The sequence below is a fragment of the Leisingera sp. NJS204 genome, assembly GCF_004123675.1.
In the GTDB taxonomy this organism is placed as follows: domain Bacteria; phylum Pseudomonadota; class Alphaproteobacteria; order Rhodobacterales; family Rhodobacteraceae; genus Leisingera.
Genome location: NZ_CP035417.1, coordinates 4234660 through 4246063, shown reverse-complemented (window position 1 = coordinate 4246063; position 11404 = coordinate 4234660). Strand labels below are relative to the sequence as shown.

Genomic DNA, 11404 nt, shown 5'->3' with positions numbered 1-11404 from the left:
GCTGCGCCTCACGCGTCCCCAAAAAAGCAGCGGCCCCTTGGCCGGGCCAATTCTATTCTATCTTACCCCCAACCACCCGGGAGGCATTCACGCACAGGGGTTATGTGTGCGGACCAGCAGTGGCCGCATTACCCGAAGGCTGAAAGTTCGCACAAAACAGCAAAAACAGCCGCAAGAAGCGGCGGATTTGCCGTGACGAACAGTATCGCACACAATTGAGACAAGGCTGCTGTCCTATACCAACACAGCAGTGGATCCCGGTCAGAACAACGCACGTATGTGCCGTCTGTACCGGATAACCTGGCAACCTTGATGCCCGTCAAGATTGCCGCAAGCAGCCTGTCCCCCCAGCGAGTGAATCGCTGTCCTATTGGTAGCAATTCGAGGGGGGCGGCAGCAACGAAACTATGATGTTGACTCTGCCTTTGGCGACAAAGAATCTCTCGCGCCTGCAGAACACCGCCGAGGGTTTTCCAAAAAAACAAGGCGCTGCAATCTGCAGCGCCCTGACAACTTTTCAACTCTGCTTGAGCTTGCCCAGCAGCGCGAATCTCAGGCCAGTGCCTTCACGCGTGCGGACAGGCGCGAGATTTTGCGGGAAGCGGTGTTTTTGTGGTACACACCCTTGGTAACACCGCGCATCAGCTCGGGCTGAGCAGCGCGCAGAGCTGCGGTTGCAGCTTCTTTGTCGCCGGAAGCGATAGCTTCTTCAACTTTACGCAGGTAGGTGCGGATGCGCGAACGACGGGCTTTGTTGACGGCAAAGCGCTTTTCGTTCTGACGTGCGCGCTTCTTGGCCTGGGGCGAATTTGCCATGGTGTTTGACCTTATCTCGGGTTCTGTTTCTATCGGACGCAATGCCAGCCAAACCCGGGTCAAAAAACCGGTGTGATTCTAGCCAGAGCGGGCTGCACGCGCATGTATGGGGCGGCGTTTATCCAATCCGGTGCAGAATTGCAAGGGCGCTGGCCCGGAAAGCAAAACGGCGGGCCCATCCGCCCGCCGCCCTGTTACTTCAATCGCAAGCTGGACTCACTTGTCCCGGAACTGCGCCTCACGCTTTTCCAGAAAGGCGGCCATGCCCTCTTTCTGGTCTTCGGTGGCAAACATCGAGTGGAATACCCGGCGCTCGAACAGCAGCCCCTCGTTCAGCGGCAGCTCGTAAGAGCGGTTCACCGTCTCCTTGACTGCCATCGCTGTCAGCAGCGATTTTTCGGCGATCTTCTGTGCCGCTGCGGTGGCTTCCTCGATCAGCTTCTTGGCCGGCACCACGCGCGACACCAGGCCGGCGCGTTCGGCTTCCTCGGCGTTCATGAAGCGGCCGGTGAGGTTCATATCCATGGATTTGGACTTGCCCACAAACCGGGTCAGACGCTGTGTACCGCCAATTCCTGCAACGACACCCAGATTGATCTCAGGCTGGCCGAATTTGGCAGTCTCAGCAGCGATAATGAAATCGCACAGCATCGCCAGCTCGCAGCCGCCGCCCAGCGCATAACCGGCCACCGCCGCGATCACCGGCTTGCGAATGGCAGAGATCCGGTCATTGGCATCGGCAAACAGGTTCGTGGAGAACACTTCGGTAAAGCTCATCTCCGACATCTCTTTGATGTCGGCACCGGCGGCAAAGGCCTTTTCCGAACCGGTCAAAACGATGCAGCGCACCTTGTCGCTGGCATCGGCCTCCTCCAAAGCGGCGCACAACTCACCGATAAGTTCTTTGTTGAGCGCGTTCATCGCCTCTGGGCGGTTCAGTTTTATGAGGCAAACGTGGTCCTGCACATCGACGTTGATCGTCTCGTAGGCCATGATTTCTCTTTCGGTTGTTCCGTTCAAATCCGAGTCCTTACCAAAAGGGGCACTCTGATCAAGCTATCTTTGGCACTTTACACAGTAGAAGGTGGAGCGTCCGGACTGAGTGATTCTGGCAATTGACCCGGTGCAACCCGCACGGCGGCAAGGTTCGCCCTCGCGCCCGTAAGCATCGAAAGAATGTTGAAAATATCCAAGTTCACCAGAGGCTTGCCGAAAATCCTTGAGCGACGATCCGCCTGCACGAATGGCATCCTGCAACACTTCGCGGATGATCGGAACCAGCGCCGCAACCCGATGCGCGGCAATCTGCCCAGCCTTGCGGCGTGGCGAAATTCCCGCACGGAACAAAGCTTCGCAGACGTAAATGTTACCAAGGCCAGCAATGATTCCCTGATCCAGTAATGCAGATTTCACCGGCGTGTTGCGACCCTGGAAGGCGGCAACCAGATGATCCTCGTGAAAATCATTGCCCAGCGGTTCCGGCCCCAGCACCGCCAGCAGTTTGTGGGACTCGGCAGTCGCCGTCTCCAGCAGATCCATCGCCCCGAACCGGCGCGGATCGTTGAAGGTGATGCGGGCGCCGTTGTCCATATCCAGAACCACATGATCGTGCTTTACTGCTTGAGGGTGCTCATGCGTGAACTGCCCCAGCGGATCACCCGACACCGTCATCCGGCCCGACATGCCAAGGTGAATGAGCAATGTCTCATCCGTATCGAGGTCGGCAAGAATGTACTTCGACCGCCGCCGCAGCACATTGACCCGCGCACCGGTCAGCCGCTCGGCCATCGCTGGCGGAAACGGCCAGCGCAGGTCCGGCCGGTTCACAGCCGCATTTGTGATCACCGCCCCCTCCATCGCAGGCGCCAATCCGCGTTTCACTGTCTCGACCTCGGGCAATTCTGGCATTACACCCCTCCTGAACCAACGGGCCGCATTGTGCCTGCCCTCCAGCGCCTTATAACAAGGGCGGAATTCAGCAAACGGCAAGCCTCATGAGCGATAGCAGCGACAACACCACCCATTTCGGGTTCGAAACCGTCCGCGAGGAGGAAAAGGCCGGCCGCGTGCAGGGGGTCTTCAACTCGGTCGCCTCAAAATACGACATCATGAACGATGTGATGAGCGTCGGCATCCACCGGGTCTGGAAAGACGCGATGATGGACTGGCTGGCGCCGCGCCCTGGTCAGCGGCTCTTGGATGTGGCGGGCGGCACCGGCGACATTTCCTTCCGCTTCCTGAAGCGCGCAGGGTCCGGTCATTCCACTGTGTTCGACCTTACCCGCCCGATGCTGGAGGAAGGCCGCAAACGCGCCGAGGCAGAGCAGATGGCGCACAGCCTCGACTGGGTCACCGGCGATGCGATGAAGCTGCCATTCAAGGACAACACTTTCGACGTCTACACGATCTCCTTCGGCATCCGGAACGTAACCCGCCCGCAGGAGGCCCTGAACGAGGCATACCGGGTGCTGCGCCCCGGCGGGCGGCTGATGGTGCTGGAGTTTTCGCAGCTGCCGAATGACGGGCTTCAAAAGCTTTATGACCTCTATTCCTTCAATGTGATCCCGCGGATGGGGCAAATGATTGCCGGCGATTACGACAGCTACCAGTATCTGGTGGAATCGATCCGCAACTTCCCCGATCAGGAGACTTTCCTCGGAATGCTGCGCAAAGCAGGCTTTGAAAACGCCAAGTACCGCAACCTGTCGCTGGGCATCGCCGCCCTGCATTCCGGCTGGAAGATCTGACCTATGCGCGGTCCCCACAACATTCTGCGCCTGATCCGCACAGGCGCCACTTTCGAGCGCACCGGCGCCATGCATTCGGTGCTGGAGGCGTTTGAGGCCCCCAGGCCCCTGCGTATCCTCGCCCGCACCCTGGGCTGGCCGTTCAAATGGCTGGGCTACAAGGGCGATCCTGCGATGCCGCCCGAAACCCGCGCGCTGAACGCCCTGGGGCCTGCCTATATCAAATTCGGGCAGGTTCTTTCGACCCGGCCCGATGTGGTGGGCAAGGATCTCGCCCGCCAATTGCGGGTGCTGCAGGATAAGCTGCCGCCGTTCTCCCGCGCCGAGGCGCTGGCCGAAGTGGAAAAAGAACTGGGCCGCCCGGTCTCAGAGGTTTTCTCAGAGTTCAGCGACCCCATCGCCGCGGCCTCCATTGCGCAGGTGCACCGGGCCACCTTGGCGGACTCCGGCGATGAAGTGGCCGTCAAGATACTGCGGCCCGGTATTGAGCGCGCCTTCAACAAGGATGTGGACGCCTTTTACTTCGCTGCCCGCATAGCCGATCTCTTTGCGCCCGGTGCCCGCCGCCTGAAACCGATGGACGTGATCGAGCATTTCGACGGCGTGGTGCAAGGGGAATTGGACCTGCGCCTGGAAAGCGCCGCCGCTTCGGAGTTTGCCGCCAATACAGTGAATGACGAAGGTTTCCAGCTGCCTGAGATCCGCTGGGGCTATTCCGCCCGCCGGGTAATGACGATGGGCTGGGCGGACGGCGTTGCGCTGGGTGACAATGACGCGCTGGATGCAGCGGGCCATGACCGCCGGGTGCTGGCCGACCGGGTGCTTTCACTGTTTCTCCGCCACGCACTGCGCGATGGTTTTTTCCACGCCGACATGCATCAGGGCAACATGAAGGTCGCGGCAAACGGTGACATTATCGCCTATGACTTCGGCATCATGGGCCATATTGATGAGTACACCCGCCGGGTCTACGCCGAGATCCTCTATGGTTTCATCAAACGCGACTACAAACGCGTCGCCGAAGTGCATTTCGAGGCCGGTTATGTATCCGCCTCCCACGATGTGGATGAATTCGCCCGCGCCTTGCGCGCGGTGGGAGAGCCGATCTTCGGCATGGATGCCTCGCAGATCTCCATGGGGAGGCTGCTGAACTATCTGTTTGAAGTCACAGAGCGTTTCGGCATGGAAACCCGCACCGAGCTGATCCTGCTGCAGCGTACCATGGTGGTGGTCGAAGGCGTCGCCCGCTCGCTGGACCCGCATATCAACATCTGGGAGGCCGCCCAGCCGGTGGTCGAGGATTACATCAAGAAATCAATCGGCCCGCGCGCCGTGGTTTCCGACCTATTGGACACCGCCAAGGTGATGGCCCGGTTTGGCCCCCGGCTGCCCGCGCTGGTGGAACAGGCGCTGATCGCACAAGCAGCGCAGAACGGGACACAAAATCGCAAGCTGAACAGCTGGGTAACCCCGGCTGTTCTAGGCGCAGCCGGCGGAGCAAGCCTCTGTGCCGTTGTTGCCCTGCTGCTGTGAGCGTGCAAACGCCCCAACGGCACGGTCTTCTTTCTGGTCTGAAATACCCCAGGGGTGAGCGCCGCAAAGCGCGAGGGGGCAGCGCCCCCTTCGCTTTCTTTTACAGCCGCTCGATTGCCAATGCGATGCCCTGACCACCGCCGATGCACATCGTGATCAGACCTTTCGATCCGCCGATCCGCTCCAATTCATAAAGCGTTTTCAAGGTGATGATAGCGCCGGTTGCCCCCACCGGATGACCCAGGGCAATCGCTCCGCCGTTCGGGTTCACCCGGGCAGGGTCCAGCCCCAGTTCCTTGTTCACCGCCAGCGCCTGCGAGGCAAAAGCCTCGTTCGATTCAATGACGTCGAAATCGCCCGCCGAAAGGCCGGTCTTTTCGAACAGGTTACGCACGGCCGGAACCGGGCCGATCCCCATCACCTCGGGACGCACACCGGCATGGGCATAGCCCAGGATCCGCGCCTTGGGTTTCAGACCCGCCTTTTCTGCGGCGGAGGCCGTGGCCAGCACCACCGCCGCCGCACCATCGTTGATCCCGCTGGCATTGCCGGCGGTAACCCGGCCGTCTTTCTGGAACACCGCTTTAAGCCCGCCCAGAACATCCAGAGTGGTGGCTTTGGGATGCTCGTCCACCTCGAACGGCACCATGTCGCGCTTTACCTTCACCTCAACCGGCGCGATCTGCGATTTGAAATGCCCGGCCTCGATTGCTGCCGCCGCGCGGGTCTGGCTGGTGACGGAAAATTCATCCATCTGGGCGCGCGTAATTCCGTGCTCATCGGCGACATTTTCAGCTGTAACCCCCATATGGCCTGTGCCGAACGGGCAGTTCAACGCCCCCAGCATCATGTCGAGCGACTTTACATCACCCATCTTCGCCCCCCAGCGGCTTTGCTGGAGGATATAGGGGCTGCGCGACATGTTTTCGGCGCCGCCGGCCAGCGCGAACTCCGCATCGCCCATAGCAAGAGATTGAAAGGCTGATATAATTGCCTGCACGCCGGAACCGCAAAGCCGGTTCACGTTCATCGCGGGCACCGCATCAGGCACCCCCGCCTGCATCGCTGCAACCCGGCTCAGGTACATGTCGCGCGGCTCGGTGTTGATGATGTGGCCGAATACGGCGTGGCCGATTTGCCCGCCCTCAACGCCAGAGCGCTGCAGTGCTGCTTTTGATACGGTTGCGGCCAGATCAATCGGTGCAGTACCTGCCAGCGCGCCGCCAAATGTGCCGATGGCGGTGCGGGCGCCGTCCAGAATCACGATATCAGTCATTGTCTTTCTCCTCACTCCTGCGTTGCCGCCATTATGCGCCCGCAGCATGACCCTGTCTGCCGGGACGTGCCGTCATGGAAACGCCGCGTAACTCCCCGTGCACCGCCACTGCGCAACATTCCGAAAGACCGCAGGATTTGACAAATCCTGCCTGACGGCGCAGAGAATCCGTCATGACGGAAAACACAGACGATATCCTGACCCTGCTGCCCGCCCGCCTGAAAGAGGCCCGCCGCACCCAAGGGCTGAGCCTGGAGGCGGTGGCGAATCTCTCCGGCGTCAGCCGTTCCATGGTAAGCCAGATTGAGCGCGGTGAAAGCTCCCCCACCATCGCAACACTGTGGAACCTGACCCGAGCGCTGCAGGTGGATTTTGCCGGGCTGCTGGAAACAGGGGACATGAAAGACCGGATTGAGGTTCTGCGCGCAACAGATGTGCCCAAGATCGAGAACATGGGCCAAGGATGCCGGATCCGCATACTGTCGCCGCCAGAGGACGCCGGCGGGCACGAGGTTTATGATATCCGTTTCGACAAGGGCGGTGCACTGATCAGCCAGCCCCACACCCGCGGCACAGTGGAACAGCTGACCGTGCTAGAGGGCGAAATCGCACTTTCTTCTGGCAATGCCAACAACTTGCTGCAAACAGGCGACACTGCCCGTTATGCCGCTGATGTTGCGCATTCGGTCACCGCCCCCGAGGGGCCGGCGCGGGTGTTTCTTATTGTGAAAACCGCTTGAGGTATGCCCTCAAGCCCGGCTGCACCCGTTGTTTCAATATCAATCCAGGCATTGGCAGACCTTTCACACAGGCGGGAGAGTTCGGGTTTGAGCCGGATCTTTTTAGCTGAACCGGCGTAAACGCACCGGCAAGAAAGCCCCTCTCTCCACCTTTCCGGAACAAAGCCCTTGAAAGACTCACGGCATCGGACCATATGTGGATCGCTAACGTTATTCTTGTCGATCCACTGTCTCCCGCTTTGCGGCGTTTTCAGTCTCTCGATCCAGACCGACTACGCCAGGCTGCCGCACTTCCGCGGGCAGCAATTATTAGGAGACTACGGATATGGCCACCGGCACCGTAAAATGGTTCAACACCACTAAAGGCTTCGGCTTCATCGCACCCGACGGAGGCAGCAAAGATGTGTTCGTGCACATCTCCGCTGTTGAGCGTTCCGGCCTGACCGGCCTGGCGGACAACCAGAAAGTCACTTTCGACATCGAGCCCGGCCGTGACGGCCGCGAGTCGGCTGTGAACCTGGCGCTGGCATAAGCTTTTAAGCTTAGCAGTTCTGAAACGCGGTCCCTGTAAAGGGGCCGCGTTTTTTTTTGTGCCTGCCATTCGGACACAAAGGGACAGTCAGCCCTTGTTCTTGTCATCCCAAGGCGCAGGCTCCCACAGCTCCACCTTGTTGCCTTCCGGGTCCATGATCCAGGCAAAGCGGCCATTCTCATGGGCGTCAGGCCCTTTCAAAATGGGAATGTCTGCGGCGGTCAGCTGTGCAACCATGCCATCCATGTCATCAACCCGGTAGTTAATCATAAAGCCAGAGGTACTGGGATCGAACCAAGTCCCGTGCTGATCAGCAGCGGCCCATACGGTGAGGCCGCCGTCGCCGGCCTTGTCATCCTGCCACTTGAGGACGGCGCCGCCGAAATCCTCCAGCTCCAGCCCCAAATGGTCGCGGTACCATTCTGCCAGCTCAGTGGCGCCGCCGCGCGCCTTGATGAAGACTCCGCCGATACCCGTGATGCGTGCCATGACTGTTTCCTCCCTGTTTTGGGATGAGATAGTCCGGCCGGGTGGAATTCCAGCCTTCAAATCCGGTTTCACGGAATTTTTTCCGTCATACTGAAATCCTGTATTTCGGAAACGCATCCGCTATGATAGACACGCGACTCGAGACACCCAGGGAGCCAGCTCATGTCCAACGCATTTCTGACCGACATCTCCAATACGCTTGCCCAGATCGAAGCTGAGGGACTGTACAAACGTGAGCGAATGATCACCTCCCCCCAAGCGGGCGGGATCACGGTTGGCGGCCGCGAAGTGATCAACCTCTGCGCCAACAACTATCTGGGTCTGGCCAACCACCCTGCCCTCATCAATGCCGCCAAAGACGCGATGGAGCCAAAAGGATTCGGCATGGCCTCAGTCCGGTTCATCTGCGGCACCCAGGACATTCACCGGGAGCTGGAGCAGCGGCTGGCCAAATTCCTCGGCAAGGATGACGCAATCCTGTTTGCCGCCTGTTTCGATGCCAATGGCGGGCTGTTCGAGCCGCTGCTGGGGCCTGAGGATGCGATTATCTCGGACTCGCTGAACCATGCGTCGATCATCGACGGGGTGCGCCTGTGCAAGGCCAAACGCTATCGCTATCTGAACAGCGACATGAACGATCTGGAGGCCTGGCTGAAACAGGCGCGCGAGGACGGGGCGCGGCACATCATGATTGCCACCGACGGGGTATTCTCGATGGACGGGTACCTGGCCAAGCTGCCGGAGATCCGGGCGCTGGCGGATAAATACGATGCTGTGGTGATGGTGGATGACTGCCACGCAACCGGCTTCATGGGCGCAACGGGGGCCGGCACGCCGGAGCATTTCGGGGTGGACGTGGATATCGTCACCGGGACATTGGGCAAAGCACTTGGGGGGGCCATCGGCGGTTATATCGCCGGGCCGCAGCCAGTGATCGACCTGCTGCGGCAGCGGGCGCGGCCCTATTTGTTCTCCAATTCGCTGCCGCCATCAATTGTTGCTGCCGGGCTGGAAGCGATCCGGCTGGTCGAAGAAGGGGACGGGCTGCGGGCGCAGCTGTTCGAGAATGCGAAGTACTGGCGGGCGGGCTTGGAAAACCTCGGCTTTGACCTGTTGCCGGGTGAGCATCCGATCATCCCGGTGATGCTGGGAGAGGCGCAGCTGGCGCAGGATATGGCGGCGCGGCTGTTTGACGAGGGCGTCTATGTCTCCGGCTTCTTCTTCCCCGTCGTGCCGCGCGGTCAGGCGCGGATCCGCACCCAGATGAATGCGGCGCTGACGCGGGATGAGCTGGACCGGGCATTGGCCGCCTTTGGCAAGGTCGGCAAGGAATTGGGGATTGTGTCATGAGCCGGCCGAACACGATGAAGGCGCTGGAGAAGAGCCATCCGCAGGAAGGTCTGTGGATGGTTCAGGCGCCGGTGCCGGAGATCGGCCCGGACGAAGTGCTGATCAAGATCAGGAAGACCGGCATCTGCGGCACCGACATCCACATCTGGAACTGGGATGAGTGGGCCTCGCACACCGTGCCGGTGCCAATGATTACCGGGCATGAATTTGCGGGCGAAATCGTCGAGATCGGGCGCAATGTCACCGATTTGGCCGTGGGGCAGCGCTGCTCCGGCGAGGGGCATCTGATCAAGACGGACTCGCGCCAGAGCCGCGCCGGCAAATTCCACCTGGATCCCGGAACCCGCGGCATCGGGGTGAATGAGCAAGGCGCCTTTGCCCAGTATCTGAAACTCCCGGCCTTTAACGTGGTGCCGCTGCCGGAGGAAATCCCGGATGAGATCGGCGCCATTTTGGACCCTTTGGGCAATGCTGTGCATACGGCGCTCAGCTTTGATCTGCTGGGCGAAGACGTGCTGATTACCGGCGCAGGCCCCATTGGCATCATGGCGGCGGCGGTGGCGAAACATGCCGGCGCGCGCCATGTGGTGATCACCGATATCAACCCGGATCGCCTGACACTGGCGGAACATGTGGTTCCGGCAGTGCGCGCGGTGAACGTGGCGCAGGAAGACTTGCAGGATGTGGTGCGCGAGTTGGGCCTGAAACAGGGGTTTGATGTCGGGCTGGAAATGTCCGGCTCGCAAGCGGCATTGGATCAGATGGTCGAAGCGCTGGTGATGGGCGGCAAGATTGCCCTGTTGGGCATTCCGCCGGGAAAATCGCCGGTCGACTGGTCGCGCATCGTGTTCAAGGCTGTCACCATCAAGGGCGTCTATGGGCGCGAAATGTTCGAGACCTGGTACAAGATGATCGCGATGTTGCAGAACGGGCTGGATGTGAGCCGGGTCATAACCCACCGCTTTGGCGTCGATGACTTTGCCGAGGGTTTTGCGGCGATGAAATCCGGGTCCAGCGGCAAGGTAGTGCTGGACTGGGGCTGAGGATTGGTTGAGGGGGCTTTGCCCCCTCGCGCCGCTGGCGCTCACCCCCAGGATATTTTGAGCCAGAAGAAGAAGAGAATACTACGGGGTCAGCGGCTGGCGGCCGTTTTCCGTGAGCTGCCAGCAGTTGCGGCCTTCGAAGACGGCGGCACTGAGCGGCCGGCCGTAGCCGGCGCCGCTGTCCAGGTTGATGCGGTTGCCGTAATGGCTGGGGCAGTCCACTGGTGTATGGCCATGCACAATCAGTTTCGGGTGCGTACCAGTGTGGTCGTGGAACGGCTGCCGGATCCAGACCAGATCGTTCTCTTTCTGCCGGGCCAGCGGTACACCGGGAACGATTCCGGCGTGCACAAAGGCCAGATCAGGCGTCTCGTGGAGGGACGTGAGGCTGCGCAGGAATTCAGCGTGACGCAGGGGTATCACCTCTTTGGCTTGTGCATGCAAATCGTCGAGCCGGGTGCGGTCCTTGAATGTCAGCCCGTAGCTGGCAAGGGTTTCACTGCCGCCGATCCGCTCATGCAGCCAGTGGTAGCCGATCAGAAGATGCGGGTCATGGCGCGGAATGTCCTCCATGAACCATTCAAACATCCGGTCGTGGTTCCCCTTCAGGCAGATCCAGTCCCGGCCCTCCTCCTGGCCTGCGATCAAACGTTCGATCACCCCGCGGCTGTCCGGGCCGCGGTCTGTGTAATCGCCCAGAAAGACAACCCGTGCGTCCGGGCCGCCGTCGGCCTCGATCCGGGCCAAAGCCTCCTCCAGCATGGCAAGCTGGCCGTGAATGTCACCGATCGCGTAAAGGGGGGCGGTCATGGCATAGTCCTATGATTGAAGAAGCCCGGATAAGAAAACGCCGCCCTTATAACCGGGCGGCGTTCCTG

General features: G+C 60.4%; 12 protein-coding genes. 6 read left to right on the top strand and 6 right to left on the bottom strand.

From position 1 onward, the window contains the following. Positions 1 to 552 precede the first annotated feature (552 nt). From rpsT to mutM, 3 genes are all read right to left on the bottom strand, one after another. Positions 553 to 816 carry a 30S ribosomal protein S20 gene (gene rpsT / locus ETW24_RS20680; RefSeq protein ID WP_027257159.1) on the bottom strand — a complete coding sequence of 88 codons (264 nt, stop codon included), beginning with the start codon at positions 814 to 816 and terminating at the stop codon, positions 553 to 555. A gap of 216 nt (positions 817 to 1032) precedes the next feature. Further along, the gene (locus ETW24_RS20675; protein WP_129372784.1) at positions 1033 to 1809 is read right to left on the bottom strand and encodes an enoyl-CoA hydratase; all 777 of its coding nucleotides are present in this window, start codon (positions 1807 to 1809) and stop codon (positions 1033 to 1035) included. Positions 1810 to 1872: 63 nt separating this feature from the next. Continuing rightward, positions 1873 to 2724: a bifunctional DNA-formamidopyrimidine glycosylase/DNA-(apurinic or apyrimidinic site) lyase gene (gene mutM / locus ETW24_RS20670; protein WP_129372783.1), complete on the bottom strand. Its 852-nt coding sequence runs from the start codon at positions 2722 to 2724 to the stop codon at positions 1873 to 1875. Positions 2725 to 2810: 86 nt separating this feature from the next. On the opposite strand from mutM, the gene ubiE reads away from it, so the two are divergent. Together ubiE and ubiB are read left to right on the top strand one after the other, a co-directional pair. Next, positions 2811 to 3563: a bifunctional demethylmenaquinone methyltransferase/2-methoxy-6-polyprenyl-1,4-benzoquinol methylase UbiE gene (ubiE, locus tag ETW24_RS20665; protein WP_129372782.1), complete on the top strand. Its 753-nt coding sequence runs from the start codon at positions 2811 to 2813 to the stop codon at positions 3561 to 3563. 3 nt (positions 3564 to 3566) lie between these two features. Next, positions 3567 to 5096 carry a 2-polyprenylphenol 6-hydroxylase gene (ubiB, locus tag ETW24_RS20660; RefSeq protein WP_129372781.1) on the top strand — a complete coding sequence of 510 codons (1530 nt, stop codon included), beginning with the start codon at positions 3567 to 3569 and terminating at the stop codon, positions 5094 to 5096. Positions 5097 to 5196: 100 nt separating this feature from the next. Here the strand turns inward: ubiB and ETW24_RS20655 are convergent, their stop codons facing one another. Then, the gene (locus tag ETW24_RS20655) at positions 5197 to 6372 is read right to left on the bottom strand and encodes an acetyl-CoA C-acyltransferase family protein (RefSeq protein WP_129372780.1); all 1176 of its coding nucleotides are present in this window, start codon (positions 6370 to 6372) and stop codon (positions 5197 to 5199) included. Between the two features lie 173 nt (positions 6373 to 6545). Here ETW24_RS20655 and ETW24_RS20650 point away from each other — a divergent pair, with 173 nt between their 5' ends. After that, the gene (locus ETW24_RS20650) at positions 6546 to 7112 is read left to right on the top strand and encodes a helix-turn-helix domain-containing protein (protein WP_027257153.1); all 567 of its coding nucleotides are present in this window, start codon (positions 6546 to 6548) and stop codon (positions 7110 to 7112) included. Positions 7113 to 7437: 325 nt separating this feature from the next. After that, a complete protein-coding gene (locus ETW24_RS20645; RefSeq protein ID WP_024092327.1) occupies positions 7438 to 7644 on the top strand; it encodes a cold-shock protein in 207 nt (68 codons plus the stop codon). Positions 7645 to 7731: 87 nt separating this feature from the next. On the opposite strand, the gene ETW24_RS20640 is transcribed toward ETW24_RS20645, so the two are convergent. After that, positions 7732 to 8133 carry a VOC family protein gene (locus ETW24_RS20640; protein WP_129372779.1) on the bottom strand — a complete coding sequence of 134 codons (402 nt, stop codon included), beginning with the start codon at positions 8131 to 8133 and terminating at the stop codon, positions 7732 to 7734. A 162-nt stretch (positions 8134 to 8295) separates the two neighbouring features. Here ETW24_RS20640 and ETW24_RS20635 point away from each other — a divergent pair, with 162 nt between their 5' ends. Both ETW24_RS20635 and tdh read left to right on the top strand, forming a co-directional pair. Further along, the gene (locus ETW24_RS20635; protein ID WP_129372778.1) at positions 8296 to 9483 is read left to right on the top strand and encodes a glycine C-acetyltransferase; all 1188 of its coding nucleotides are present in this window, start codon (positions 8296 to 8298) and stop codon (positions 9481 to 9483) included. A 14-nt stretch (positions 9484 to 9497) separates the two neighbouring features. Beyond that, the gene (tdh, locus tag ETW24_RS20630) at positions 9498 to 10526 is read left to right on the top strand and encodes an L-threonine 3-dehydrogenase (protein WP_129372996.1); all 1029 of its coding nucleotides are present in this window, start codon (positions 9498 to 9500) and stop codon (positions 10524 to 10526) included. Between the two features lie 81 nt (positions 10527 to 10607). Here the strand turns inward: tdh and ETW24_RS20625 are convergent, their stop codons facing one another. After that, the gene (locus ETW24_RS20625; protein WP_129372777.1) at positions 10608 to 11336 is read right to left on the bottom strand and encodes a metallophosphoesterase family protein; all 729 of its coding nucleotides are present in this window, start codon (positions 11334 to 11336) and stop codon (positions 10608 to 10610) included. Positions 11337 to 11404: the final 68 nt, after the last annotated feature.

Coding starts and splice junctions, on each gene's coding strand:
- rpsT (WP_027257159.1), bottom strand. CDS start 816: ATGGCAAATTCGCCCCAGGCCAAGAAGCGCGCACGTCAGAACGAAAAG.
- ETW24_RS20675 (WP_129372784.1), bottom strand. CDS start 1,809: ATGGCCTACGAGACGATCAACGTCGATGTGCAGGACCACGTTTGCCTC.
- mutM (WP_129372783.1), bottom strand. CDS start 2,724: ATGCCAGAATTGCCCGAGGTCGAGACAGTGAAACGCGGATTGGCGCCT.
- ubiE (WP_129372782.1), top strand. CDS start 2,811: ATGAGCGATAGCAGCGACAACACCACCCATTTCGGGTTCGAAACCGTC.
- ubiB (WP_129372781.1), top strand. CDS start 3,567: ATGCGCGGTCCCCACAACATTCTGCGCCTGATCCGCACAGGCGCCACT.
- ETW24_RS20655 (WP_129372780.1), bottom strand. CDS start 6,372: ATGACTGATATCGTGATTCTGGACGGCGCCCGCACCGCCATCGGCACA.
- ETW24_RS20650 (WP_027257153.1), top strand. CDS start 6,546: ATGACGGAAAACACAGACGATATCCTGACCCTGCTGCCCGCCCGCCTG.
- ETW24_RS20645 (WP_024092327.1), top strand. CDS start 7,438: ATGGCCACCGGCACCGTAAAATGGTTCAACACCACTAAAGGCTTCGGC.
- ETW24_RS20640 (WP_129372779.1), bottom strand. CDS start 8,133: ATGGCACGCATCACGGGTATCGGCGGAGTCTTCATCAAGGCGCGCGGC.
- ETW24_RS20635 (WP_129372778.1), top strand. CDS start 8,296: ATGTCCAACGCATTTCTGACCGACATCTCCAATACGCTTGCCCAGATC.
- tdh (WP_129372996.1), top strand. CDS start 9,498: ATGAAGGCGCTGGAGAAGAGCCATCCGCAGGAAGGTCTGTGGATGGTT.
- ETW24_RS20625 (WP_129372777.1), bottom strand. CDS start 11,336: ATGACCGCCCCCCTTTACGCGATCGGTGACATTCACGGCCAGCTTGCC.